At 49.5% G+C, this 25,464-nt stretch carries 24 protein-coding genes; 5 read left to right on the top strand and 19 right to left on the bottom strand.

The genetic code is table 11. The features are described 5' to 3' along the window. Positions 1-23 precede the first annotated feature (23 nt). The 11 genes from AC0L4K_RS06910 to lhpI all read right to left on the bottom strand — a co-directional run bounded on the left by AC0L4K_RS06910 (position 24) and on the right by lhpI (position 8,510). Entirely contained in the window at positions 24-947 is a 924-nt protein-coding gene (locus tag AC0L4K_RS06910) for a hypothetical protein (protein ID WP_473268726.1), read from the bottom strand. A 49-nt stretch (positions 948-996) separates the two neighbouring features. After that, positions 997-1,554 carry a hypothetical protein gene (locus AC0L4K_RS06905; protein WP_417225366.1) on the bottom strand — a complete coding sequence of 186 codons (558 nt, stop codon included), beginning with the start codon at positions 1,552-1,554 and terminating at the stop codon, positions 997-999. 25 nt (positions 1,555-1,579) lie between these two features. Then, positions 1,580-2,140, bottom strand: coding sequence for a hypothetical protein (locus AC0L4K_RS06900; RefSeq protein WP_417225364.1), 561 nt, complete (start codon positions 2,138-2,140; stop codon positions 1,580-1,582). A gap of 42 nt (positions 2,141-2,182) precedes the next feature. After that, positions 2,183-2,671: a hypothetical protein gene (locus tag AC0L4K_RS06895; RefSeq protein ID WP_417225362.1), complete on the bottom strand. Its 489-nt coding sequence runs from the start codon at positions 2,669-2,671 to the stop codon at positions 2,183-2,185. A 14-nt stretch (positions 2,672-2,685) separates the two neighbouring features. Continuing rightward, the gene (locus tag AC0L4K_RS06890; protein WP_473268724.1) at positions 2,686-3,345 is read right to left on the bottom strand and encodes a hypothetical protein; all 660 of its coding nucleotides are present in this window, start codon (positions 3,343-3,345) and stop codon (positions 2,686-2,688) included. Between the two features lie 18 nt (positions 3,346-3,363). Next, positions 3,364-3,894 (bottom strand): hypothetical protein, encoded by a 531-nt coding sequence (locus AC0L4K_RS06885; protein WP_417225358.1) that lies wholly within the window; start codon positions 3,892-3,894, stop codon positions 3,364-3,366. Further along, positions 3,887-5,014: a hypothetical protein gene (locus AC0L4K_RS06880; RefSeq protein WP_473268723.1), complete on the bottom strand. Its 1,128-nt coding sequence runs from the start codon at positions 5,012-5,014 to the stop codon at positions 3,887-3,889. The genes AC0L4K_RS06885 and AC0L4K_RS06880 overlap by 8 nt, the downstream gene beginning before the upstream one ends. A 266-nt stretch (positions 5,015-5,280) precedes the next feature. Then, positions 5,281-5,517, bottom strand: a complete 237-nt coding sequence (locus AC0L4K_RS06875) for a hypothetical protein (protein ID WP_417225354.1) — start codon at positions 5,515-5,517, stop codon at positions 5,281-5,283. A gap of 105 nt (positions 5,518-5,622) precedes the next feature. Then, the gene (locus AC0L4K_RS06870) at positions 5,623-6,084 is read right to left on the bottom strand and encodes a flavodoxin family protein (RefSeq protein WP_417225352.1); all 462 of its coding nucleotides are present in this window, start codon (positions 6,082-6,084) and stop codon (positions 5,623-5,625) included. 64 nt (positions 6,085-6,148) lie between these two features. Continuing rightward, positions 6,149-7,387 (bottom strand): NAD(P)/FAD-dependent oxidoreductase, encoded by a 1,239-nt coding sequence (locus tag AC0L4K_RS06865; protein ID WP_473268722.1) that lies wholly within the window; start codon positions 7,385-7,387, stop codon positions 6,149-6,151. 160 nt (positions 7,388-7,547) lie between these two features. Further along, complete coding sequence (lhpI, locus tag AC0L4K_RS06860) at positions 7,548-8,510, bottom strand: bifunctional Delta(1)-pyrroline-2-carboxylate/Delta(1)-piperideine-2-carboxylate reductase (RefSeq protein WP_473268721.1); 963 nt, start codon at positions 8,508-8,510, stop codon at positions 7,548-7,550. Positions 8,511-8,636: 126 nt separating this feature from the next. Here lhpI and AC0L4K_RS06855 point away from each other — a divergent pair, with 126 nt between their 5' ends. After that, entirely contained in the window at positions 8,637-9,449 is an 813-nt protein-coding gene (locus tag AC0L4K_RS06855) for an AraC family transcriptional regulator (protein WP_473268719.1), read from the top strand. On the opposite strand, the gene AC0L4K_RS06850 is transcribed toward AC0L4K_RS06855, so the two are convergent. Further along, complete coding sequence (locus AC0L4K_RS06850) at positions 9,446-10,087, bottom strand: cupin domain-containing protein (RefSeq protein WP_417225345.1); 642 nt, start codon at positions 10,085-10,087, stop codon at positions 9,446-9,448. The two genes, AC0L4K_RS06855 and AC0L4K_RS06850, sit on opposite strands and share 4 nt — an antisense overlap. Positions 10,088-10,344: 257 nt before the next feature. On the opposite strand from AC0L4K_RS06850, the gene AC0L4K_RS06845 reads away from it, so the two are divergent. Continuing rightward, the gene (locus AC0L4K_RS06845; RefSeq protein ID WP_473268717.1) at positions 10,345-11,940 is read left to right on the top strand and encodes an HD domain-containing phosphohydrolase; all 1,596 of its coding nucleotides are present in this window, start codon (positions 10,345-10,347) and stop codon (positions 11,938-11,940) included. A gap of 29 nt (positions 11,941-11,969) precedes the next feature. Here the strand turns inward: AC0L4K_RS06845 and AC0L4K_RS06840 are convergent, their stop codons facing one another. Further along, positions 11,970-14,165, bottom strand: coding sequence for a CHASE2 domain-containing protein (locus AC0L4K_RS06840; protein WP_473268715.1), 2,196 nt, complete (start codon positions 14,163-14,165; stop codon positions 11,970-11,972). A 234-nt stretch (positions 14,166-14,399) separates the two neighbouring features. On the opposite strand from AC0L4K_RS06840, the gene AC0L4K_RS06835 reads away from it, so the two are divergent. Next, complete coding sequence (locus AC0L4K_RS06835; RefSeq protein WP_417225340.1) at positions 14,400-15,161, top strand: MBL fold metallo-hydrolase; 762 nt, start codon at positions 14,400-14,402, stop codon at positions 15,159-15,161. Positions 15,162-15,245: 84 nt separating this feature from the next. On the opposite strand, the gene AC0L4K_RS06830 is transcribed toward AC0L4K_RS06835, so the two are convergent. Together AC0L4K_RS06830 and AC0L4K_RS06825 are read right to left on the bottom strand one after the other, a co-directional pair. Then, positions 15,246-16,871: a FecR family protein gene (locus tag AC0L4K_RS06830; RefSeq protein WP_473268714.1), complete on the bottom strand. Its 1,626-nt coding sequence runs from the start codon at positions 16,869-16,871 to the stop codon at positions 15,246-15,248. Positions 16,872-16,879: 8 nt separating this feature from the next. Further along, the gene (locus AC0L4K_RS06825; protein WP_473268713.1) at positions 16,880-18,184 is read right to left on the bottom strand and encodes a surface lipoprotein assembly modifier; all 1,305 of its coding nucleotides are present in this window, start codon (positions 18,182-18,184) and stop codon (positions 16,880-16,882) included. A gap of 271 nt (positions 18,185-18,455) precedes the next feature. Between AC0L4K_RS06825 and AC0L4K_RS06820 the strand changes: the two genes are divergently transcribed. Continuing rightward, positions 18,456-18,692: a DUF1289 domain-containing protein gene (locus tag AC0L4K_RS06820; RefSeq protein WP_473268712.1), complete on the top strand. Its 237-nt coding sequence runs from the start codon at positions 18,456-18,458 to the stop codon at positions 18,690-18,692. Here the strand turns inward: AC0L4K_RS06820 and AC0L4K_RS06815 are convergent. From AC0L4K_RS06815 to AC0L4K_RS06805, 3 genes are all read right to left on the bottom strand, one after another. Next, positions 18,681-20,609 carry a RecQ family ATP-dependent DNA helicase gene (locus AC0L4K_RS06815; RefSeq protein ID WP_417225332.1) on the bottom strand — a complete coding sequence of 643 codons (1,929 nt, stop codon included), beginning with the start codon at positions 20,607-20,609 and terminating at the stop codon, positions 18,681-18,683. The genes AC0L4K_RS06820 and AC0L4K_RS06815 overlap by 12 nt on opposite strands. Positions 20,610-21,118: 509 nt before the next feature. Next, a complete protein-coding gene (locus tag AC0L4K_RS06810) occupies positions 21,119-22,471 on the bottom strand; it encodes an aminotransferase (protein ID WP_473268711.1) in 1,353 nt (450 codons plus the stop codon). A 23-nt stretch (positions 22,472-22,494) separates the two neighbouring features. After that, positions 22,495-23,958: an NAD-dependent succinate-semialdehyde dehydrogenase gene (locus AC0L4K_RS06805; protein ID WP_473268710.1), complete on the bottom strand. Its 1,464-nt coding sequence runs from the start codon at positions 23,956-23,958 to the stop codon at positions 22,495-22,497. 148 nt (positions 23,959-24,106) lie between these two features. Between AC0L4K_RS06805 and AC0L4K_RS06800 the strand changes: the two genes are divergently transcribed. Beyond that, the gene (locus AC0L4K_RS06800; protein ID WP_473268709.1) at positions 24,107-25,030 is read left to right on the top strand and encodes a LysR family transcriptional regulator; all 924 of its coding nucleotides are present in this window, start codon (positions 24,107-24,109) and stop codon (positions 25,028-25,030) included. Here the strand turns inward: AC0L4K_RS06800 and AC0L4K_RS06795 are convergent. Continuing rightward, positions 24,995-25,459, bottom strand: coding sequence for a universal stress protein (locus AC0L4K_RS06795; RefSeq protein ID WP_473268708.1), 465 nt, complete (start codon positions 25,457-25,459; stop codon positions 24,995-24,997). The genes AC0L4K_RS06800 and AC0L4K_RS06795 overlap by 36 nt on opposite strands. Positions 25,460-25,464 lie beyond the last annotated feature (5 nt).

The raw sequence follows: 25,464 nt of genomic DNA, 5'->3' as shown, positions 1-25,464 counted from the left end.
AAATATCTCCTGGTACTGATCAACTAAAAAAAGCTTTTTTCCTGCTGCGCTAGGCGTCTGCGCGCTTCTAGTCGTTCAACTTGCCGTTCCTGTGCCAGCACTGCTAGGCGCTGTTCACGCTTCGCCTCAGCCCTTGCCTGTTGTTCCATTAACATATCGTTCTGGCGCTTCGCCGCTGCCCGCGCCTCTAAGAGCGATTGCGCCTGAGCTTGCAGTTGCCGATCCCGCTGCACTTGCCAGCGTTGCAATGCTTGCCGTTCAGCTAAACACGCTTGTTCTAAACGCTGTCGTTTATGACTTTCAAGCAGCGCAGCTTTAATCAACGCTTGGCGCCGTTGCAAAGCCTGTTTCAAGATCAACTGCTGACGCAGATCATTTTGCGCTCGCTGCCGTTCACGTTCTGTCACACGCATCTGTGCGTTGGCTCGTTGAACTCGACGTTTATCCTGCTCAAGCTGCGATAAGCGATGCTGCCACTGTAACGCCTGACGCTTTTTCTGTTTTAACTTCTCCTGCCGTGCTAACTCAGCCTCCTGCATCCCCCGATCTAGCTGTAAACGCGATAACGCCTTTTGCGAAATCTGCCGCCTCACTCGACTGCGGTATGACTCATGCCGTTGCGCCTTTTGCTTATCTGCTAAGCGTGATTCAGCGGTATGCTGGGGCATTGAAAAACGCTGTTCATTCCAATCAGGAGCCACCGTATGCCCGGTGAGCTCATTCAACTGCTGTTCCAGTGCTTGCTGTCGATTAACTAGCTGCTTTAACTCATCCGGAACACTCTCCATCGCTAACAAATCAGTCAGTGAACGCTGCTCAGCCTCCGGCAACGATTCAGCGATGGAGGCTCCTGCCGGTGGACTAACCTCAAGCACGCCTTCAAGCGAGTCGGCCGAAGACTCCGAAGCCGATGCTAAGGCTGTCCAATCAAGGTATTCGCTCGACATTCGATAACCTCATCATGTTGACGACTAAGTCCATAAGTCCAGTGCCCGATTAACCATCTGCCGCTTTATTTCTCTCCACGATGGCGCGGATACGCTCTTCAAGCACCGCCGGTGCCGGCGTCGGTAGAATCTTCGTCCGCATCAAACTCGATCCCTCTGCGCTGTAGTTAAATTTGTTCGCATAGCGAGCACTAACCGAGGTGGTTCTCGCCCGTGCCATGCCCATTCCCAAGAAGCCACCTGCCATCGCACTGATGGTTTTGGTCGATGATTTACGCTCAAACTCCGAACTTTGCGTGAAGCTAATCGAGACTTTTATTTCGATCAGTGATTCGGTGAACTGATAGAAAGTGGGCGTAAATCCCAGCTCTAGCAGCGACATCTCTTCACCATCAAATTTAACCAGCGATTTTTTCGTGACCGTGGTGACTTCACCGGTCACGGGATCGACTTCTGGCACCTCATATTCACCGCCCATCATCTGGGCAAGTCTAAGGCTAGTTTCATCCATCGCATATTGGGCCTCTGCAATTGCAAGTCCCATACTGGTAATCATCTCCCCAAAGGGAACATCACTCAGTTCGCGTCCAATACTTGGTCTGGCCATCGTTATTCTCCTTTAGGTTGCAGTCTTACGCTTCTGCCTCATCCTCAGTATCGAACAGCTCTCTCACCCGTTCTTCAAAAATAGCAGGCGGTGGAATCGGCACTAGATTACACCGCAGTAAACTCGCGCCCTCGGCACTATAGCTATATTTGCTGGCATAGGTTGCATCTACGGTGGTGGTGCGAAGTTTTGAGCTACCGCCGAAAAAGCCACCAAATGCAGGTTTGCTGCGTTTAGTACCGGTCGTTTTCGTGTTCCGGGTATAAGAGCTTTCCCGGGTTATTTTGATGGCGATTTTGACTTCAATAATATTATTGGTGAATTGATAGAAAGTCGGTGAAAAACCCAGTTCCAACATACTCACCTTCTGCGCCTTACCATCAGCATCGGTGCCAAAATAAACGCGTGAATCCTCCGTACCGGTAACCGTGCCCGCTTCATCGAGAATAGGTACACGTCCTCCCATCATCTGCGCCACACGGATACTGGCTTCATCCAGTTCGTACTGCGCATCGGCAATGGCAAATGCCATCTCCCTGATCATCTCCCCCATGGGGACATTAAGTAAGTCCTGACCGATCGACATAGTTAACTCCTTGCTAGCCCTGTAGCTGTTGTTAAGTAAGCGTTATTCCGTTTCTATAGGCGGGTTTGCCTGCTGCCTGCTAGCAATCCAGTTTTGAAATGCATTAGGCGGTGGAATCGATGAGATCCGTGCCGTAATCGAACTACTGGCCTCGGATGAAAAACTGTATTTATTACTAAATTCGGCACTCACAGTAGCGGCAAACATCACGAAATAGACCGCGCCACCGACAGTTGCAGAAGTGCCAAATTTGCTTTCCGTGGTGGTCGATGTCGATAATGACACACGAATATCGATCGTCGCCTCATTGAAGTGATAGAACACCGGCGCAAAGCCCAGCGAGATGAGTGACACCTTTTCACCATCACCAATATCGACACCATGTTCTTCTGCATCACCCAATTGCATCGCCATCTGAATAGAGTTGCTATCCATCGCTCGCTGAGCCGATGCGATCGCAGTACCTAGCTGCGTTAAGAGCCCCGGCAACGGTGATTTCTCTAATGAAGCCATCACTTTGCTGTTCGACATCGCACTATCCTCTGTTAGCCTGGATCTACTGGATCTACTGGATCTACTGGATCTACTGGATCTACTGGATCAACGGGATCAACGGGATCCACTGGAGCGGGATCCGGATTAGCTGGTTCAGGATCAACCGGATCCGGCATGGGTGCCGGGCCATCTGGAGCGGAAATCGTGCCGCCGCCAGAAGCCGCGTGGTTACGAATAGCGTCCAAAAATGCTTGCGGTGGCGGAATCGACTTCATGGTGGTTTTAATCCGCGATACCGCTTCCATATCAAACTCATATTTATGGTGTAGATCGAAGGAGATAGTGCCGGCAAAGGCCACCGGTAATCCGGCGCTTTCGGTGCTGCCGAGCCCGGCTTCAACACCAAAGTCGATACCGGCTTCCACCCGTACCGAGATCGTCACCTTAAACTCCATCTCCGTTTCTTTAAAATGATAGAACTGCGGAATAAAGCCCAGCTCCAGCAGGCTACGCTCCCGAGACGTACCATCAACATCGTTGAAGCTCACCCTGGTTTCGCTCAGCATGGTGGCCGCCCGAACCGAAGTCGAATCGAGTTCATATTGCGCGGCGGCTATCGCCTTCGCTGTATTTTCAATTAACTTAGGGATAGGTACATCCATCAACGCCTGTCCCGGCGTCATCCCAGCTACCTGATTATCAAAATTCATCTCCCTGACCTCTCTGAATTAACCTGACACAATTAACTGTTGTGATAGCTGAAACGAACCCATCCGCTTCTGCTCTTTTAACAACTGATTTTTGGTTGCTTTGGAATACTTCAGAATGCGTGTAAATGCTTTGCTATAACGCGTCGTGTCCGCCACAGCGCTCAACTGCTGATACTCGGCAACCTCATCTCGGGCCTGCTGATGCTGATCCAACTTGACCAATAAACAGATCCGACGAAACTTCAACACCGCCAGATCATTTTGCACCGCCTCGGACATCGCGGTTACTTCCGCTTGGCCTTCATATTCGGCAATGGCACGCTGGCAATAATCCAGTGCAGCTTCATCTTCACCGGCTTGCTCTAAGCATTCGAACACTAGCTCTGAGATATAGCGCTGCAGCATCAATGGGAACTGCTGCGCCATCCCCGCTTGCAATAGTTTTTGCAAAGTCAGCAGCGCGGCATCATATTGTTGCCGTCGTAATTTCTTACCAACCTCCTGGAGCACAACCTCCAGCTTTATTTTGGGAATCGATGTATTACTCATGGTCGTTCCTCATTAAGCGACAATGAATGCCAGACTGACCAGCTTCATATTGAATCCACAACCCTTGATGAAGATTGGCATCCGCCTTCACGGACCAGCCATCCGTCGTTTCCCTAAAAGACACTGAGCGACCCATAATGGCGGTGCAGAGCTTTTCTAGCCGAGCCCGTTGCACCGGTGCGTCACTGATATTGTCAAACAGCAAATTAAAACGAATGCCACCGATCCACTCAGCGGTCACTGAGCAGCCCTGCGCCACCAGCGCATTCATTACCGGCTCAGCATCCGCCATTGCAGCGGAGCGTTTTAAGATAATAGGAAGATTAGTAAACAAACGAGGATGCAGATGAAGAGGAATATTCAGTTGTGAGCATAAAGTTGCGGATATGCTCTGTTGCTGTTGAGCATCCGCAGGCACCGAACGTAATAGCAGATCAAAACGATAATAATCCTGATTATGAATCACCAAAGGCAGGTGCAACTCATTGGCTTTTTGCCATAACCCTTGCGCTTGCTGCAAACTGAGATCGGTCAATTGCCAACATTGAGTCTGCTGCGGTTGCCCGCCCGCCGGCAGCAAGCCAAAATCTCGATAATAAGCAATTAGGCTCTGATCACCACCGGGGGCATAAGCAACCACAGTATACTTTGCCGTATTACTGCATGACTTCATCAACTCAATACCCGGCTTACTAAAGCGGGTGATTAATTCACTCGCAACCGCTTCAGACAGGCTGCCTAAAATAATGGCCGGCGTTTTACTGAGGCAACCTAATAGTGCTTCACTGCTTTGTCCGGTAAAAAGCGCGAGGTCGGTAATAAATGCGGTGATATGGGTAAAATCAGAAATATAAACGGCGAGTTCAAAACGTTCAGGTGGGGATAAACAGGATTCACTTTGAGGTAAAAGATCACAGGGAAGATCAGCGCTTTTAAGCACACTCACCATCTCGGCGGCGCTATCGATATCCAGTTCGGTTTGCAAAATAGAGGGGGCGGTCAAAATGCGACGAATGCAATCCTGCCGGCTTAAGCCAAGACGCTGATGAAACCGCCCGATCGACAGCACGTCGGCATTGCCGATGCCCAATACCCTTACCTGATAACTTTCCTGATGCATGATATACCCACTCAAAACGACGTGATATTTCAGCCATAATGGAAATTCCCATAAAAGATACTAATTAAATTCTTATAATCCAGGACGGCTATAACGGTACTTTTTTAAACGCCTGTTCGTAACAGGTAAAGGCAGCTTAGGATAAAAAACGGAGGAGTCAAACATAAGTTTGAAAATAAAATAACGTGGATAATAAGTAGAAAAAATATAACAGACGAAAAAAAACCGCTCAAAAAAGCGGTTTTAATCGTAGCAAAACAACGCGCTTAAGCGTTAACTTTTGCTTCCATATAACGGGCATAATCAGCCCCAACGCGGCAACCATAAACACCGACTTCGCCTTTCCAGCGCATCCAGGTGACAAAACTACTCAGCGCTTCAAACAACGTACCAATGGTCGACTTCTGGTCGCTGCCACACTCATCGTAATAACCCATCGCTTGTAGTTCACTGGCGATACGACGATCATCACACTCTATTCCGGTAAACACCGATTGTTTCATTTGCGAGTCTCCTGACGGATCAATATACAGACCTAAGTATAATGCATCCATTGTGCAGCGCACAATAAGATTTGCATATTTTCTGATCAAACACACGCATACAGATCAATAAATACCCATATCGAGACCCGCCGCCATCGTCATGCCTAACGCTTCACACTGCGGTAAAAATGCCTCATCCCAATCACCTCGACACACTAAGGGTGGTTGAATCCAGTGCCAACGCAATCCAGTACAGATGGTTTCCACGGCACGGCAAGTTCCCGTGCCATCATGGCCTGCCCGCACATAGAGGGCACAAGGCAACCCCTGCTTTTGCTCCAAACAGGGATAGTAGCAACGATCAAAAAAGTCTTTCAGCGCACCGCTCATATAAGCCAAGTTTTCGGTGGTGCCAAGAATAACGCCGTCACAGGCTAAAAGATCAGCCGGCGTGGCGTTTAGAGGCTCCAACCAACGACACTGCACCGCATCAATATCGTCATGATTGGCTCCACGTAGCACTGCCTCGGCCATTCGGCGGGTATTTTCTGATGGCCCGTTAGCCACCAACAATAACTGTTTCATAGCGATACCTTTTATAACAACGGTCTTAGACTATACGTCAGCCGCCTAAACCCTGCCGATAAGATCAGAAACGCGTTACCTTAAACGCCGTCCTATCGATTACGCTCTCTTGCTGCTGTATTAACTGCAACATAAGCTCTGCGGTGATTGCCGCTTGAGTAACCCCTAAATGCTGATTACCAAAGGCAAAACATAAGCGCGCATAATCCGGATGCTGATCAATCACCGGTAATGAATCCGGCAGAGTCGGGCGATGCCCCATCCACTCACTCTCGGTCAACGAGGTAGCATTTAAATCCGGTAACAGTTGCCGACTATGATGCCGCAAGACCTCAAAGCGACGCTTAATCGATGGTAATTCAACCCCTCCCAATTCGGTCATCCCAACGATGCGTAAGCCGCTATCGAGGGGCCCCATCACAAACTTACGTTCCGCAGAGCCGATATGATGATTCAATAATGAAGCCGCTGAAGGAATCGTCAGATGATAGCCCCGTTCAGCTTCTAAAGGCACCTCAAGACCAACCTGACTCAGCAGTTTACGGCTCCAAACACCGGCACAGACTAAACCATGATCATAATGGTAATCCACGTTCTCGCTCGTCACGGCGACATCATCAGAGGTGGGTGTTAACTCGGTTACCGCCTGTTGAATAAATTCGCCACCGCGTGCCATAAACGTGGCAAATAACTGCTGACAGAGATCATAGGGATCGCTCACCCGATAGGCATCCGGAAAGTACAGCCCATGATGCAACTGTTTAGCCAACGCGGGTTCAAGTTCTAATAATCGCGCCCCCTGCACCAACTCGGTCTGAATACCATGGTCATTCAACCATCTCTGGTGTTGTTCGGCCGCCTGGGTATCCGCCGACTCCCAAACCAACAGATAACCGGATTTAACCAGCAGCTCAGGGGCTCCGATATCCTCAAGGCTACGTTGCCAAGCAGCAATCGATTCCCGATTAAGTTGCAATAAGGCGGCACGACTGCGCTGCAATGATTGAGGCCGGGCGGCCATAACAAAGCGCAGCAACCAAGGGGCTATACGGTGCAAATATCGTAACGGTAAGGCGAGTGGCCCTTTAGGGTTAAGCCACAATGACAGTGCTGAGCGCAAGGTCGCGGGGTTGGAAAGCGGCTCGATCAATTCGGTTGCTAGATAGCCAGCATTGCCGAACGAGGCCCCTAAACCGGGGGCATCACGATCAAACAAGGTGACCCGCAGGCCTTGCCGCTGCGCCTCAAGGGCACAGCTCAAACCCACCACACCAGCCCCAACCACCGCCATAGAACCTGTCATGGGCTTATCTTTCCGAATCGCTACAGACAACACCATTCAAGACCTCTTTACATCGTGTAAACCAAAAGCAAACAACACCCTAGGTGCATCACTAAGCTAAATAGCCCATCACACAGCCATCGACAACGTATTTTCTGCGCCGAAGGCCACTGTTTAGTATTTATTCAGTACCACCGGCCTGTTGGTAAGCCAACACGGCGGCAGCCAGATCTTCCCGCGAATCCCCTACTGACTTAAACAGGGTAATGGCGTTCAGAGGATCATCCAGCGCGGCTCGGCCTAGATGATCACCACGACACAGTTCGCTAAACTCAGCCTGAATAGCGGTTTCGGTAATCGCCCCTTCCCGGATCGGTATAATCAGATCACCGGTTTCACTTAAGGCGCCGGCTCGGACATCGACAAATACCTGACAGCGCTGCATCGCGGTATTATCCGTTTCCCGCATGGTCGGCGTAAAACTCCCCACCAGATCTAGGTGCGCGCCGGACTTTAGCCACGCCCCCTGCACCAAGGGTGCCGTTGACATGGTGGCACAGCTGACAATATCTGCCTGTCCCACAGCGATTTCCAGTTGCGCTACGGGACATAGCTGTGCATTTACCCCCTCTGCGAGTAACTCGTCCACCAGCGCCTTGGCAGCGGCTTCATTGCGATTCCAAACACGCACGGTACGAATCGGCCGAACACTCATATGTGCCGATATCAGGTACCTCGCCATTCTGCCGGCACCAACCATCAGTAGACTCGAGGCATCTTCACGGGACAGAAAGCCCGAAGCCATTGCGGATGCGCCAGCAGTACGTAAAGCGGTTAACTCATTGGCATCTAACTGCGCTAACGGCTGTCCGGTTTTACCTGAAGACAGCATATAGTGACTATTTAACCCGGGCAGCCCCCGAAGATTATTGCCCGGAAAGACGTTGACTAACTTAACCCCTAGATATTCACCCTCTAACCATGCCGGCATCAGCAGCAAGGTTGCCTGAGGATCATTGGGTACGTTGATACTGTGATGATGACGCACCGGTGCACACACCGCTTTGGTAAAAATATCGTTAAGTGCTTCGATTAAGCGATCCCAAGGTAATGCTTTACGGATGTCAGTTGCATTCAATTGCATATCAGCTTCTCTTCTCACCGGGTTTTAAGTTATGTTAACCGCAATCAACAGGAAAAACTTGACCCAAACTACCCTTTTTTTGACTCAAGCTCTGCCCCTCAACGCATTAACTCGGAACACAATGGCATGAAACAAAGTCTTGCTCGCCGTAATCATATTGCTCGCCAACAGGGAGAACATCTACATGACTTTGCCCAGATACTGATTGGTTTAAAAGGTAAAACAGACTGTGTGTTTAGCCAAACTAGCGGTCAAGTATCATCCGGTAAGCTGGCGATTGCACCGCAAAGTGAGATGCATCTATTCAGTGGATTAAATGATCATAGTGAACTATTGGTGATCGACCTTGCGCCGGCAGACCCTTATATTCAGGCTCTTGAGCAAAGCTGTAACCTGTCATTTAAAGCCACCATTTTAAATGCTCCGGCGTTTATCAGCCTAGCACCCGAGATGTTGCCGATGCTGGAGTTTGCGGCCCTGCAGTTAACTAAAAGCGAACAACCGATGAATCAACAAAGCAGATATCAGATCAACTGTCAGCTGATCACCCTGTTTATGACCCAGCTATGCCAACAATATTCGAGCAGTACAACATCTAGTCAACACCCTCGATTAAACCAGCAACAGCTCAATCAGTACATCGATCAACACCTAGCAACGCCACCGGATAACCGTACTCTTGCCCAAGCGATGAACCTTAGCGAAAGTCATTTTTACTGCCTTTGCCAGCAAGCCTTTGGCCAGACACCGCAGCAGTATATGCTGTCACGGCGTATGCATCGGGCCCGTTTTCTCTTACACAACAGCGATATATCCCTCACCATGCTGGCCAATGAACTGGGTTTTTCTGACGCTTCCAGCTTTTCGCGTGCCTTTAAACGCTGCTTTAATATCAGCCCCGGGCAAGCCCGAAAATCGCTTCGCGAGAGCCACCATTAAAAATGATTAATCTTTACCCAGATCAGCGCATCAGCACTCAACTGATAAGTCCGGCTGCCATCCCCACGACGTAACCAATACCCCGCCGCAAAGTGCTGACCATTCTCAGTCAACTCACCCCGGATAATATAGATTTCCAACCCCTGCTGTGCCGCCCTTAAGTCAACTCCGACTTCGGCTTGACTACGGTACATAAAGACCTGCTCACCACGGTGTTGATGCAGCATCAGTTGTTCGAGTGAAGCGTTGTGCAGCAACCACTGCGCTCCCGCTGTTTGAACCACCCGATGCTCGGTATCATCCGCCTGAAATTGATACAACTTCACTAGAATGATGCAACCCTCTTGGCTAAAAGGTGCATGGCTAAATCCCTTCGGGTTACGAAAATAGGTGCCCGCAGGATAATCCCCCGTCTGATCCGAGAAGACCCCCTGCAATACCAGAATCTCCTCACCCTTAGGGTGGCCGTGGGATGAAAAAGACGCCCCCGGATCATAACGCACAATACTGGTGGCGTGCCCCTGCTCGGCTTCTTCACGGGCCAAGGGCTTGCGCCACACGCCAGCTTTAGGACTGGCAATCCAAGGCTGCTGTTGGGTATCAATGGTCACTGATTGGGTAAAATCCATGTTCAGCATAATGGCTCCGACAGGCTGTCATTCAAGGATAAAACCGACTGTATAACGTCTCGCGCTAAGATCAAAGGCTTAGGGTCTATTAACATCAGTCATTAAACGCTAGCCCAAGGTTTCAGCAGCGATGGGGATTATCCATAGCAACATTTAGCTTAGAAACATTATCCTACACAGATTGATTACATTCATTGGCGTTCAACTTGACAGTTGCACGCCACAGGGTCACATTTAAGTTAATTAACAGGCGATCACTGGCTAACATGATGCTTCATCTCGATACACACGAAATTATCAGGCAGCTTGCTGATCTGACAGGTGCGTTGACCACGGAAAAAGACCATATCCAACTGCTGGATCGGATTATCCTTGGCTGTATGTTTCTGACTAATGCCGATGGCGGCACGCTTTATACCGTTGATGAAGAAAACGATAACGAACTGCACTTCACGGTGCTGCATAACCGTTCGTTAGGCATACACAGCAAGCCTCGCGATATGCCCACCGTTGAGATCTATAACGCTCAACAACAGGCTTCCAACTTGGTCGCGGCGCAAACCTTTGTACAACAAAAAACCATCAATATTGAAGATGTCTACCGCTCTGAAGAATATGATTTTTCAGGTACTCGCAAATTCGATAAACAGCTCAACTATCGCTCGAAATCATTTCTCTGTGTACCTCTGATGGATCACGAAGGTGAAATTATCGGTGTTCTACAGCTTATCAATGCCCTCGATAACAAGGGCCAAGTCATCACCTTCCCGGCAGATCAACAACATCTGGTGGAATCATTGGCGGCCCTAGCTGCAACGGTATTAACCAAGCGTCGCTTGATTAATGCCCAAAAAGAGCTGTTTGAGTCTTTTATCAAACTGATGGGTCGGGCCATTGACCATAAGTCACCGGTGACCGGCAAGCACTGCGAACAGGTGCCTGAGATCGCCATGTTGTTAGCCGAAGCGGTCAATAACAGCGATGACAACGGTTATTCAGCGATTCAGTTTAATGACCATGAGATGTATGAACTCGGCATTGCCGCATGGCTACATGATTGTGGCAAAATAACCACGCCGGAATACATCATCGATAAGGCGACTAAGTTGCATACGATGTTTGACCGCATCGAATTAGTTGAATCGCGCTTTCGTGAATACAAACTGCAACTGCAACTCAACCATTTGAGAAGCCTGCCAGAGTTATCACCGGCGGATAGCCAAGTTGCAGAACAACAGTTACAGCAGCACTGCCAACAACTGGATGAAGATATTGCCTTTCTTCGCCAGAGTAATACCGGTTCCGAGTTTATGGCGGATGATGATGTCGCACGCATCAAACAGATTGCTACGATCCACTGGACTGATGATCAGGGTCATGACCACTCTTTACTCACGGAAGACGAAACCGAAAACCTTTGTATTCGCAAAGGCACGCTATTACAAAGCGAAATTCAGGTGATGCGGGATCATATTAAGGTCACCATCGAGATGCTGGAGTCCCTACCCTACCCAAAGCATCTGGCCCAAGTACCTGAAATAGCCTGCAATCATCATGAGCGTTTAGATGGCAGCGGTTATCCCAGGGGGCTGAAAGCTGAACAAATATCACTGCGTGCCAGAATCATGTGCATTGCCGACATTTTCGAAGCACTGACATCACCCGACCGCCCCTACAAAAAAGGCATGCTACTCTCACAGGCGATGAATATTATTGGCACGATGGTTGAGGACAATCATCTCGATGCGAATCTATTTACCGTCTTTGTTAAGAGCGGTGCTTATATTGATTATGCCAACCGACACATGTCCCCACGACAGATCGATCACGTCGACGTAGCTACACTGCCAGGGCTCGTGTAACCCCGAATAACTCATAGTTAAGACAAACACTATTTTTGTTGATGGTTATAGATAATATCCCAATCATTACCGGGTGGATTATTTTCTAAGGCGTCAAGCCGGTCGAGATAGAGCTGAGTAACACTGTCCTGGGTGTAAACGGCTCGCCACGCCTGCAGCAAGGACCTGGATTCAGCCCACTGACGCTGACGATAACAATCAATCGCTCGGTTAAATCCCTCAACCTGAACAGCAAGCCCCGAAGCGGTCAATGCTTTCTCTCCCATCGGTTGAAACAGTTCTACCGGTTCATAACGCCCCTTAACCCGTACTCGGTCGATACGTCGATAGATATAACCGGGTAGCCGGGAGGCTAGGTCACCACTGACTAACAGAGGGCACCCATAAAATTTGGTTAATGATTCGAGTCGAGAAGCCAAATTGACCGCATCCCCCATCACCGTATAAGCCATCCTAAACTCGGAACCCATGTTGCCAACACTCATAGCCCCACAATGTAGCCCGATACCAATGCTGACAGGAGGCAACCCCGCTGCGACTAATGAGTGATTCAACTCGGGTAGCTGAGACAACATCTGCAAAGCGGTATCGAGGCCATGTCGAGCATGGTCTTCATCCCGTAGCGGCGCACCCCAAAAAGCCATCACTGCATCGCCAATATATTTATCAACGGTGCCCCGTTGCTGGTGGATAATGCGCGTCATGCCGGTAAGGTAGATATTCATCATCCGAGTTAACTGCTGGGGTGTTAGCTGCTCGGATATTTGCGTAAAGCCGCGAATATCGGAGAAAAACACCGTCATATCTCGGGTTTCACCACTCAGGTGTATCGCTTCATTCTTGCGCCCTAACTCCCGCACGACCTCAGGGGGAATATAATGGCCAAACTGGCCGGCCAATAATTTCATATTCCGGGTTTCAAAAAAGTAGCCGGTGGTTTGTTGAAATAGATAAAGAATAAGCACTAAGAAGAGCGTGTAACCCAACGGAATGACCCAAAACAGGCTCTCCCATGCGTACAGATTAAAGCCGATCAAGCAACTGCTCCAGACCAGCGTAAACAGGGTTGAAAACATAACCGAACTGCTAGGAATCAATAACGACAACAGAACACCACTCAGTAGTATCTGAATAATCTCGACGGCGAGAGTATAATCCGGCTTGCTATTGATCCGGTCATCTAACAGTCCCGAAATAATATTAGCGTGCACCTCCACCCCTGGATAACGACTGCTCACCGGGGTCACCCGTAGATCAAGCAAACCCGCGGCACTGGTGCCAATCAGTACAATGGTGCCTCCAAGCTGCTCAGGCTCCACCCGCCCATTCATCACATCCGTCGCGGAGATATAGGGGAAGCTGCCCTGCCCGCCTCTATAGGGCACCAGCAGTGCTCCAGCGCTATCAACCGGTATAGTTTGCCCGGCTGCGGTAAGCGCCACTAACGCCTGATGTTCATCTAAAATATCGGACTCAAACTCAGGTATCACTTGATGCTCTTCAAACAATGCCAGCCACATCGCCAGCGAAAGCGAAGGGTAGTAACGCCCTTCATAACGCTGCAACATCGGCACCCAGCGGTACACCCCATCACTGTCGACCATCGGGTTATCAAAAAAACCACTGTAGGATTGCTGACTATGTAGCGCATCAACACTGGCAATCACCCCTTTAGCCTCGGGTATTGACTGTTGATCAAGCAAGGCATCCGCGTCAATCACCGCTTTCCCGGGATCCCCTACCCGCAACTCACGGTCACTTCGGTCAAAGGCGTAACCGAGCACCACCGGACGGTTATGCATTGCCTCTGCGAGGCGTTGATCAGGATTAAGCTGTTGTAAGAAAGCGCCAACATCTGGCAGGGCAGTTGCATCCTGTAGCAAATCGCTCAATTGCTTCAGGTCGATACTGCTATCGGCTTCCGAAAACACCATATCAAAACCCACGATAGCCACACCATAGCGCTCGAACAACTGGTCTAACAGCAACGCTAATTTAGCCCGGTTCCAAGGCCAGCGCCCCTGCTCCGCTAAACTTTTCTCATCCACATCGATGATCACGATACGTGGGTCTTGGTCACCTTTAGCGAAGTGTCTCAAACGCAGATCATAGAGGTCATACTCGAGTTGTTGTAATAACGCCGGCCGGTTATTTTGAATCACCGGATACAACATCAACAGCGTCAGCAAGATGCCGAGTAATGTTCGGATTCTGCGTTGTTTCATAAGCCTTCCCGTTATAAACGTATAAAGCAGGAACCTGACGGATAATTGCCAGTCTTAGTGATACTTGGTTATAACCTTTATCATATCCTGCAAATAGCATCAGGTTGTAGCAAAGGTCGGTATTTATTGGTTTGAATATGCCGAACAACTATAAGGATCGCGCTTGCCTGTGCTATAAACGTACAACGACTCTTATAAAGTTAGACATGTGCTTCAGGGTAGCCGGAGATATGCGTGAAAATTGAAATTCTTGGATGTAGCGGCGGTATTGGTCAGGGACTGAAAACCACGACCTTTTTAATCGATGATACCTTGCTGCTCGATGCGGGCACCGGGGTTGAATTACTGTCCATGGAGCGCCAACTCAACATTCGCGATGTGGTGATTACCCATGGTCATCTCGATCATATTATCGGCCTGCCCCTAATGCTGGCGACCATCTTTGACCAGCATCGAGCACCCATCAATGTTTACGCGTTACCGGATGTGCTTGCTGCTCTTCAAGCGCATATTTTCAACTGGACGATCTGGCCAGATTACACTGTGTTGCCAGAAGACAAACCGATTATCCGACTGCACCCCATTCATGTTGGCAATACTTTCTCACTGCAGGACAAAACCATTGAAGTTATCCCGGCAGAGCATCCAACCCCAACGGCGGGCTACCTTATCGCTGATGCCAGCCATAGTTTTCTATTTACCGGCGACAGCGGTCTCAATGAGCAACTCGCCCCGCTATTAAACCAACACCAACCGGATCTATTGATTATCGATGTGTCCTTTACGGATGAATCGACCCCCTTAGCTAAATTAAGCGGTCACCTCACCCCCTCGATGTTGGCACAACAACTCAAGCCGCTCGAATACAGTCCTCGAGTCGCTATCACCCATCTAAAACCCGGCGTTGAAGCAGTCGTTATGCAGCAATGCCATCGACTATTACCCAACCAGCAGCTAGACCGGCTACAACAGGGTGAAGTAATCACCCTGTGTTAACGCGGCTAAACCATCCCAACGACCAACACATTCAGCAACTCGCCGCATTGAGTAACAGCTCTCAACACGACTAAAAAAAATCATTTAATGCGCTGCCGTCGGCACCGGCCCTGTATCTTTAAGTAACACCGTTCCCACCACGGTAATGTTTTGTTTTACAGGATTATCCCCTGAAGCGGCATAACTAGTGACCGCCCCCTCAGCCTGCCTGCCGACTAAGTCAAAGGTTAACTGCCCCGCCATCGCTGTATCATTACCATTCACCGTACACTGCCCACCATTGCAACTACCGGTTAGCGCGAGTTCACCACCTTTAAGAATATCATTCAAATCGGTTCTTACACCGGCCTCCTCGGTCAAGCTAACGTGGCGCATACCGTCACCATCGTCAATCCCAGCACTAATGCTTACCTGCTCGACCTGCTGCGTATCCCAGTCAATCACCACATAGGTACCCGACGCATAGCGCCCTGCTGGTACAACGCTGGAGTCAAATCCGTTTAATGAGCCCGTCGCACCAGTGTCGATTTGAGGCGCGGTGAGCATGCTTGATCCACTCGTATGGCTGTAGATATAAGCGCCGCTGCGCACCAGCGCCAATGAATCCAACTGTGCTTGAGTCATCAAACTATCGCTGTACATGAAGTGAAAATCGCCATCCAAATCTTGCTCTTTACGGTTTTCACGCAGACTAAAATCAGCATTCCAACGCCCCCAAGTCACATTAGCACCGCCCAACTCAAGCGTTCCCGACTCTGATAGTGCGTCAAGATCCCCTGTCGCACTCAAAACACAGGGTGAACAGGCATGGTTGGTAATATTGGGACGAGACGCTAGATGTGTAAAACCTCGCACAAGGTCACCTTGTTCGGTACGACTATCGATACGAATAGACGAAGGCTTACGTGAAATAGCATCAGCCATGACGGAACCATTGCCTGCCGACAAGCCTTTCTTACTATCCCGGGTAAACGCAACCGCCACTAACGCGCCCTGTGGTGCACGGCTACTGACCGATTCAGTGGTCTCTTCTACCGCCTCCGTCAGTTGCTCAATGGTCGCCTCTATCTGGGTGTTTTCGGTTGGCGCTGTATGGCTATCCTCCTGAGTACTCTTGCGCATCCGATAATCACCGGTTTGTCCCGTCGCCGCGCTTTTCTCTATTGCGCCATTAGCACTAACACTGGCCCCTTCACCGGCATTCACTCGCATCTGCCCGATATCAGTCATAACATCAATCGCACCATCAACCGTTTCGCAATAAACCCCCTCTTCGGTATATTGGACGCCATAGTGGGTACCACGAATACCGATGGTTGCCACGGTCGTTTCGAGACGATAGTTATCCGGTTTCGATTTACCAATTTTGCCAGAAATGGTTCGCATTCCTCCCTGCAACAACTTGAAAATGGCTTTACCTTGTTCCGGTTGCTGCTGATCAAACTGGTATTCATCGATACGAAAAACCGAAGCAGGCTTCAGCGCCAATCGAGAATGATCACTAAAGCGTAACTGCAACCGCCCCTTATCTCCGGTTGTTAGCACATCACTGGCATAAACATCAGAATGTCGTTTTAACACCCGCTCACTGCCATCCGCCGCCTTCGCAATATTGTCACCAAAACTCAGAATCACGCTACCCACAACATCGGCGGCGCTGGCAAACCCCGAACAAACACACAACACAACGGTAAAAAATAGAGATCTCATAATCTACCTCACTCGAAGCTAAAGCGCAGACCGAGCATTGTCTGCTGGCGGTCATACTCATATAGCTCAATATTGGAATCGGCATCGGTCACACTATAACCAGCCAACACCGTCCAATTTTTCTCAACGGCCCACTCAAGATTAAGGTTGAAAAGGATAAAATCATCCTGCCGTTGAACACCATAGAGCCAATCATCACCCTTATAATCGCTCGACTGATAGGTGACGGCCGGTGTCAATGTAACAGCCTCCGTCAGCGCGAGCTGTACCCCGAAATTGGCACCCCAAAAAAAACGATCGACTTGAGCATCTGCCAGTATGCCCGCAGTATCGGGAGTTTCCTGCCCCATATACATACCAGCAAACCACAACGGCCGCCAACGACCGCTACCCGATAACAGGTAGTTCGCGCCTAGATAATACTGAATGCCGTCCTTCCAGCTCGTATCGGCGAACTCGAGCCGGCTCACACCACTGTATAAACGCAGCTGAGATTGTTTATTCAACATATGCGTCCAGCTTGCGTTAATACCAAAGAGATCTCGATAACGCTCACCATCACGGCGAAAATGCTGCAGATCGGCGCCTATTCGATAACGATTTTGCTGATTCGTCCAACTGTGCCCGGCCCCTGCCGATAACGTGCTGTAATTCTGTTCGGTTTCATCATCGTAGCCACGAAAGTTCCCCCTCAAGCTGATATCCAGCATACGGCCCGCAGCATAATGATGTTCGAGGCTACTCCCGAGATTGACGCGACTAAATAGATCACCTCGACCTAGGGCATCATTACTCAGGGTGACGATATTTGTCTGAGATTCAGGACCGGCATTGATATTGCCATCATAACCGCGCCACAATTCGACATACCCCTTCACTTCAGTGGTGGGATATTGGTCTTGCTGGTCTATCAGATTAAGGTATTTAACAATCCGGATACGCGCGTTATTCGGTGGATTACGTAGCAACACAGCTTCAAACATCTGTTTAGATTTATCAAACTGCGCTAGCAGATAATAGGCTCGGGCAAGCTCCAGTGAGACGAGAGGGTTGTCGGGTTCGAGAAAGGCCACCCGCTCTAGCGCGAAGATCCCTTCACTGATATTGCCACTATCAATGGCCGCGACACCGTATTGAAAATCAAACACGGGATCGCCTTCTAAATCGTCTATATATATCAATGCAAGGTCATACGCTTCATCAAAGCGCCCCGCATCCAATAACGCTTTAACCTGCTCAGCCTCTCTATCTGAAGCAAAACTAGGGCTACAAGCCAGAAGCGTCAACAACGCAATTCCAGTCAGTTTGATCAAAATAGCCTCTCCGATGATTCAAACACTCTTGCGCGCATTATTCATGCACAAAAAAAACAGCAAACAACCACGCGATATCCACTGTCTGTGAATTCACTATAAAGAAAAAATCAAACAAATTAACCAAGTTTATGCAGTTTTCGATTATTTCTCTCAGAAGCTCAGTTGCCGACTAGACTAAAGGATAGACCCAATAGCCAACAACGGCTCTAATAGCGATCGAATAGATGCTTAACTGACCTTCAACGACAAAACGGTATGGAACAATTAAATGAAAACGGAACAGCCCTTGCCAGCCATAGCAGGAAAATCGATGACCCCCTGCGTACGCAATTGCTGTTTAGATGAACAGGATATATGCCTCGGCTGCTTTAGATCCTTAAACGAAATTTTAACCTGGCGGGCCGCCAGCGAGGCAGAAAAACAAGCAACGCTGGAGCGTTGTCGCCACCGTCAACAACAATGCATCAGCAAAACGGCCGAACCAGCCTCTAAGTTAAAGGGTTAACTGCTCTACTTTGCGACGTATATCGGCATAGCGAAACGCTTCGCAGCAACCAAAACCACTCAACTGACGCACTTTATGCCGAGCGAACAGCGGCACACTGATACCCGCCAGAAAGCGACACTGCGTATCCAGCGTAAGATTAGTGGATAGATGCTGTCTTAACCCAGCAAGGTCATTCACCAACTGTTGGTCGGCGGGCCAATGTGGCGGGGCTGAATACTCAAGGGTTACCGACTGCCCTCGGCAAGAGGAGCAATGGCCACACTGTTCAGCACTGTTATGGTCATCAAAATAGAGCGCTAAGCTGCGACTCAAGCAGCGCTCTAGTTCAAAAAACTTCACCAAGGCCGCAATTCGGGCGATCTCTTTATGCTCTTTCGCGACAAAATAATCGTATAACTGCTGTCCAAGTGTGGCATCCGCCAACGCCGCTTCATCGACCTGATAGACATCAGTCACTTTTTTAGTTTCCAGCTCGATCAAGCCTTGCTCTTGCAGATAGTCTAATGCGGCAACCACCCGCTTACGATCACATTGATATCCTGCAAATAACGCATCGAAAGCTAATGTACCCCACACCCGCTTAAATTGAGTATTAGCAAACACCGCCGCTAAAAAGTCCCGCCGTTCCCCCTTAAAACCCTCTAGAATCTGCGCTTGGGGCTGCAATAGCTTATATTTGAAATCAGCAAAATACGCATATAACGGTTGCAGTACGCCGATTAATTCTAACTGCACCAACAGGGTTTTCATCGGTAACTGACGAATATTACTGGCTGTTGATAACGCATGCAGTTGTAATTCCCATTGGCCGTTATGACACTCATGGCGAATATTCTCGAGTACAAATTCGATACCGCTCTGCTCTGGAGTATCGCCATAGACAAAGTTTTCAACGGTATTCAGGCCGTCGAGATTAGCCAATGTGATACAGTTGGAGGGCAACCCATCCCGCCCTGCCCGGCCGATCTCTTGACTGTAATTTTCAATCGACTTAGGCAGATCATAATGGATAACAAAGCGGATATTACTTTTATCGATGCCCATGCCAAAAGCGATGGTCGCTACCACCACATCGATGTTCCCCGACATAAAGTCCGTTTGAATCTGTTGCCGCTTAGGATCATCAAATCCCGCATGATAGGCGGCGGCATTAATACCCTGCTTAACGAGCCACTCAGCCACTTGCTCGGCACTGTGCTGCAAGGTCACATAAACAATACCCGCGCCCTGCTGTTGTTTTATCAGTTGGACTAGGCGAGTATTTTTCTCTCGGCTAGTCACAGAAAGAACCGTTAAATCGAGATTGGGCCGATAAAAGCCCGTTTGCACAATATGATCCTCAGCAATAGCAAACTTGCGGGCCATATCCAGCTTCACCTGCTTCGTGGCCGTCGCGGTTAACAATAATACCAGTGGAATATTGAGCGCCCGTCGATAAGCCGGCAGCTTCAGATAGTCGGGACGAAAGTTGTGCCCCCACTCAGAGATACAGTGGGCCTCGTCCACCACCAACATCGACACCGGGATCGATTGAATAAACTGGCGAAAGCGTTCATTCTTAAATCGCTCGACCGATACCATCAGAATTTTAGTCTTACCGCTGCGTACATCACTCATCACCTGCCGGCTTTGATCTGCGCTCAGGGTTGAATCGATACTGGCAGCCGCAATCCCTTTGTGTGCCAAAAACGCCAATTGATCTTTCATCAAAGCCAGTAACGGTGACACCACTAAGGTTAAGTGCGGTAAGCAGGTTGCGGTGAGTTGATAGCACAGTGACTTACCGGAGCCCGTCGGAAAAATAGCCAGCGACGATTCCCCCTGCAACAGTTGTCGAATCGTCTGTTCCTGTCCAGGTCGAAACTGATCAAAACCAAACCATTGCTGTAAAGTATCGTGCAGCGTTACCGACATAATCGCCTCTCCCTGTTCGGGCTCTCAAGAAAATCCCTGAGTATACCCTTGATTATCACGTTCCATCCCTTTGTCCGACAGAAATACCTGATGAACGCTTACGACGACCCCGTTACCTCTGCTCAAGTGGGCCTGTTGTTCCGAACGCCCCTTCGAACGTCGTTAACTCATATTGCAAACTATAGACAGCATGACCGGATTCGACAAAATTAGAGGGGTCAAAGCTTGGATGAAAAAAAGCGAAGAAAGGATTCAGTGATTAGGCGGGCCTATCACTGCATGGCAGCAGCCGAAAGTGAATCTAAAGAGGAGATATAAAAAAGGGAGGACATACGCATATGCCCTCCCAAAAAGGTGATCCCAAAGGACCTGTGCTTAAAGACGAGACCGGCTTAGAGAAACCTGCCTAATAGAACTGAGCCAGTGGGCCAAAGCCCACCGGTGAATCGATCGGGCCAACCAGTTCTCAACCAGCCCGATAGTGCAAAACAGTCAAAACTCAGCCCGTACTAAGCGGCGATCAGTCCTTTGCGGGTCACAAAGTCTAAGGTTTCATCCAGCGCAATAGCCAACTTATCGACCATTTCATCGATCTGTGCCTCAGTCATAATCAACGGCGGACAGAACGCCAGTGAATTACCCGCTACGGCGCGGATAATCATGCCGTGGTTCTGACATGACTGCACAGCGAACGCACCGACTTCTCCACTTTCGAAGGCCGCCCCGGTAGTTTTATCTGCCACCATTTCCAGTGCACCAATCATACCCGCACCACGAACTTCACCCACTAGCGGATGATCGCGGAACTCAGCCAGACGTTTCTGCATGTATTCGCCCATCGTCGCCGCATGACCGAAAATATTATCCCGCTCGTAAATTTCCAGCGTTTTAAGGGCTACCGCTGAAGCAACCGGATGACCTGAATAGGTAAAGCCGTGACCAAACACACCCACGTCTGCAGTCGGTTGAATCATTGCCTCATACATATCGCCGCGAATAGCGGCGGCACTGATCGGCATATAGGCAGACGAAAGCTGTTTCGCCATAGTCATCATGGCTGGCTTTTCGATTCCCATGGTGGTGCAACCAAAATCATTACCGGTACGACCAAAGCCGGTGATCACTTCGTCGGCCCAGAACAGAATGTCGTACTTATTCAGCACCGCCTGTACTTTTTGATAGTAACCGACCGGTGGCACGATCACACCGCTTGCACCAGTAATCGGCTCTGCGATAAAGGCGGCAATCGTATCGGCACCCTCTTCCAGAATCAGTTGCTCTAAGTTGTTAACAATACGGTCAACAAACTGTTCTTCGGATTCACCCGGCAGGGCACCACGGTAATAATGCGGCGCATCGGTACGCAAAATACCAAGTGCATCAAACGGTAAATCAAAATAGGTATGGTTAGCATGCAAACCTGTCAGGCAAGCAGAAGCTACGGTCACACCATGATAAGAACGTTCACGGGCGATGATCTTGAACTTTTCAGGCTTACCGATTGCGTTAAAGTAATAACGCAACATCTTCACCTGACTGTCATTGGCATCACTACCGGAGTTACCGAAGAAAACTTTAGCATTCTCAATCGGCAGCATGGCGGTCAGTTTGTCCGCCAGATCGATACCCACCTGATGGGTTTTACCACCAAACATATGTGAATAGGACAGTTGCCCCATCTGCTCAGCCGCCGTGTCGATCAGCTCACGGTTATTATAACCAAGGGAAGTACACCACAGGCCAGCAAGGCCTTCGAGGTACTGATTACCTTGGTTATCATAAACATAAACCCCGTCACCGCGCTCCATCGTCAGCGTTTCAGTGGCTTTAAAATTAGTTGTTGGGTAGATCATATTACTCATAACGCGTCTCCACTATGCGCAGCTTAACGCTGCAATGCGCCAAAACAGATGTACTTAGTTTCTAGATAATCATCCAGACCATATTTAGAACCTTCACGGCCCTGACCTGATTCTTTAACACCACCAAACGGTATTACTTCAGAGCTAATGGCGGTTTCATTCACGCCCACCATGCCATAATCGATCGCTTCCGATACCCGCCAGCTACGGCCCATACTCTCGGTATAGACATAGGCGGCCAAACCAAACTGGGTATCATTCGCCATCCGCACTGCATCCGCTTCAGTACTAAACTTAAACACCGGTGCAACCGGACCAAAAATCTCTTCGCGGAAGACACGCATTGAATCGGTAACGTTCGTGAGTACCGTTGGCTGATAGAAGCAACCACCCTGCTCACCCGGCTGACCACCGATCACTACCGTGGCACCCTCTTCAACGGCGTTCTGTACTTTAGAATGTATCTCTTGTGCGGCTTTCTCAGTGATCACCGGACCATGGGTTGTGTCGGCATCAAAACCATTACCGATACGGAACTCACTGACCGCAGCGCTGAATTTTGCAACAAACGCATCATAGATACCTTCTTGCACTAATAGACGGTTAGCGCAGATACAGGTCTGACCTGAGTTACGGTATTTCGCGGTTAGGGCACCAGCCACCGCGATATCGAGATCAGCATCATCAAAAATAATAACCGGCGCATTACCGCCCAGTTCCATCGAGGTACGCTTAACCGTATCGGCACACTGTTTCATTAGTAGCTTGCCCACCGGCGTTGAACCGGTAAAGGTAACTTTCTTAACCGTTGGGTTAGAGGTCATCTCACCGCCAATCGCCGGCGCATCCATACCCGGCAAAACACTGAAAAGCCCTGCGGGCAATCCAGCACGGTTGGCCAGTTCCACCAGCGCCAAGGCAGACAGTGGCGTTTCCGCCGCCGGTTTCAAGACAATAGCGCAACCAACCGCGAGAGCTGGGCCCACCTTGCGGGTGATCATGGCATTGGGAAAGTTCCAAGGGGTAATGGCCGCCACGACACCGACGGGCTGCTTAACAACCACACCTCGACGATCCGACGGGGTTGGAATAATATCACCGTAGACCCGCTTGCCCTCTTCAGCAAACCACTTAACAAAGGATGCACCGTAGGCCACTTCACCACGGGATTCAGCCAGAGTCTTACCCTGCTCAGCCGTCATAATGACCGCTAAATCGTCGGTATTATCAAGAATCAGTTGATGCCACGCTTCTAGCACATCACTACGGCTCTTCGCCGGTAATGCTTTCCATTCAGCCATAGCGCGATCAGCCGCGGCAATCGCGCGACGGGTTTCTGCAGCCCCAACACTGGCAACATCAGCAAGATGCTGACCGGTGGCAGGATCAGTTACAGCAAAGGTTTCACCGTTATCGCCATCGACCCACACGCCATCGATAAAGGCCTGAGTTTTAAGTAACGATGAATCTTTAAGTTTTATTGTCATTCTTTCTCTCCGGCAGGCAGTAGCTCAGCCAACTGCGTAATAGCTATATTTATAGATCGACAAGACTTTTGCTTATATAATTATTTATAAATATTTACATTTGCATAAACAAATGTAACAACCTCACTAACACGAACAAAGGGCCCCTATGGGACGTAAAAAAGCAGCACTCACCGGGCAACTGGCCGATATGGACCTTCGTCTGCTAAAAGTATTTAAAGCTGTGGTTGAGTGCGGTGGCTTTACGCCCGCAGAGCTTCAACTTAACCTTGCCAACTCAACCATCTCCAATTACATCGCCGATTTAGAAAAACGACTCGACATGCGATTGTGTGAACGGGGTCGGGCCGGTTTTTCGCTCACCGAGCAGGGCCAAACCGTCTATAACGCCACCTTAGAACTACTTAGCGCCATCGATCAGTTTAAAAACACCATTAACCAGAGCCATAACCGTATTCTGGGTGATCTTCATCTTGGTTTTGCTGAGCATATGCTGGGCGCCCATAACTCTTCGATTTTGAAAGTGCTGCATCTGTTCTCAATTAAAGCACCGGAAGTCAAAATCCGCATCAGCACCATGAGTTCTGACGATGTGATCGCCGCCTTACTCAACCAACAGGTGGATATCGGTATCACCGTCACCAGCCAACCCTACCCCGAACTGACCACCATGAAGTTGTTCGAAGAGGAGATGTTGCTCTACTGCGCACAAGACCATCCCTTGTTCAATCGCACCGATGAGATCCAAACAGCCGAGTTACGCCAATACCGCTTTGTTGAGTCGCCTCGATTAATGACCGGTCGAGAGATACATCCTGATATGAAACTTTGGAATAAACAGGCCAGAGCCCATCATCAGGAAGCGAGGGCCACGCTAATTTTGAGTGGCCACTATCTAGGATTTTTGCCCCGTCACCTAGTACGAAACTGGAGGCTAGAGAAAGATCTCCGCCCCCTGTTTAACGACCAATATGGCTACACCAACACCGTTAAAGCGCTATGGCGTAAACGACAACACAATCAGTTGATCATTCAGTTATTTACTGACTGTCTGGCCGAGACGACTGTCTGATTCATCACCCCGGACAATAAACACTGAGCAGGGGGCATGACGCACCACCCGCTCAGCGTTAGAGCCGATAAAGTAACTACTAATGCCCGGCTTACGCGCCATCATAACAATCACATCACTGTTCAACCGCTCAGCAGTTTCCAGAATCTGGTCATGGGCCGTACCATCACGGTAAAGCGTCTTCACCTTGATGTTATCCGGTAGATCGCAGAGCAGATCTTCCATCTCTTGCAGGGCTTCCTTACGATGCCCCTCATGAAGATTGCCATCAAACTGCGGATCACCCGCACGATGAACAAAGCTCTGATCAACATACAGCAGGTTGATCTTAGCGGGTGTACCCGCCGCCAGTGCGGTGGCGATCTGCGCTAGTTCAAGCACCTGCTCTTTATGGGACAGATCCAGAGGTATAAGAATATTACTGTACATAACGA

It is taken from the genome of Amphritea sp. GJ51-11, assembly GCF_055808735.1.
This window is presented reverse-complemented; position numbering and strand designations above follow the sequence as displayed.

Coding starts and splice junctions, on each gene's coding strand:
- AC0L4K_RS06910 (WP_473268726.1), bottom strand. CDS start 947: ATGTCGAGCGAATACCTTGATTGGACAGCCTTAGCATCGGCTTCGGAG.
- AC0L4K_RS06905 (WP_417225366.1), bottom strand. CDS start 1,554: ATGGCCAGACCAAGTATTGGACGCGAACTGAGTGATGTTCCCTTTGGG.
- AC0L4K_RS06900 (WP_417225364.1), bottom strand. CDS start 2,140: ATGTCGATCGGTCAGGACTTACTTAATGTCCCCATGGGGGAGATGATC.
- AC0L4K_RS06895 (WP_417225362.1), bottom strand. CDS start 2,671: ATGTCGAACAGCAAAGTGATGGCTTCATTAGAGAAATCACCGTTGCCG.
- AC0L4K_RS06890 (WP_473268724.1), bottom strand. CDS start 3,345: ATGAATTTTGATAATCAGGTAGCTGGGATGACGCCGGGACAGGCGTTG.
- AC0L4K_RS06885 (WP_417225358.1), bottom strand. CDS start 3,894: ATGAGTAATACATCGATTCCCAAAATAAAGCTGGAGGTTGTGCTCCAG.
- AC0L4K_RS06880 (WP_473268723.1), bottom strand. CDS start 5,014: ATGCATCAGGAAAGTTATCAGGTAAGGGTATTGGGCATCGGCAATGCC.
- AC0L4K_RS06875 (WP_417225354.1), bottom strand. CDS start 5,517: ATGAAACAATCGGTGTTTACCGGAATAGAGTGTGATGATCGTCGTATC.
- AC0L4K_RS06870 (WP_417225352.1), bottom strand. CDS start 6,084: ATGAAACAGTTATTGTTGGTGGCTAACGGGCCATCAGAAAATACCCGC.
- AC0L4K_RS06865 (WP_473268722.1), bottom strand. CDS start 7,387: ATGACAGGTTCTATGGCGGTGGTTGGGGCTGGTGTGGTGGGTTTGAGC.
- lhpI (WP_473268721.1), bottom strand. CDS start 8,510: ATGCAATTGAATGCAACTGACATCCGTAAAGCATTACCTTGGGATCGC.
- AC0L4K_RS06855 (WP_473268719.1), top strand. CDS start 8,637: ATGAAACAAAGTCTTGCTCGCCGTAATCATATTGCTCGCCAACAGGGA.
- AC0L4K_RS06850 (WP_417225345.1), bottom strand. CDS start 10,087: ATGCTGAACATGGATTTTACCCAATCAGTGACCATTGATACCCAACAG.
- AC0L4K_RS06845 (WP_473268717.1), top strand. CDS start 10,345: ATGATGCTTCATCTCGATACACACGAAATTATCAGGCAGCTTGCTGAT.
- AC0L4K_RS06840 (WP_473268715.1), bottom strand. CDS start 14,165: ATGAAACAACGCAGAATCCGAACATTACTCGGCATCTTGCTGACGCTG.
- AC0L4K_RS06830 (WP_473268714.1), bottom strand. CDS start 16,871: ATGAGATCTCTATTTTTTACCGTTGTGTTGTGTGTTTGTTCGGGGTTT.
- AC0L4K_RS06820 (WP_473268712.1), top strand. CDS start 18,456: ATGAAAACGGAACAGCCCTTGCCAGCCATAGCAGGAAAATCGATGACC.
- AC0L4K_RS06815 (WP_417225332.1), bottom strand. CDS start 20,609: ATGTCGGTAACGCTGCACGATACTTTACAGCAATGGTTTGGTTTTGAT.
- AC0L4K_RS06810 (WP_473268711.1), bottom strand. CDS start 22,471: ATGAGTAATATGATCTACCCAACAACTAATTTTAAAGCCACTGAAACG.
- AC0L4K_RS06805 (WP_473268710.1), bottom strand. CDS start 23,958: ATGACAATAAAACTTAAAGATTCATCGTTACTTAAAACTCAGGCCTTT.
- AC0L4K_RS06800 (WP_473268709.1), top strand. CDS start 24,107: ATGGGACGTAAAAAAGCAGCACTCACCGGGCAACTGGCCGATATGGAC.
- AC0L4K_RS06795 (WP_473268708.1), bottom strand. CDS start 25,459: ATGTACAGTAATATTCTTATACCTCTGGATCTGTCCCATAAAGAGCAG.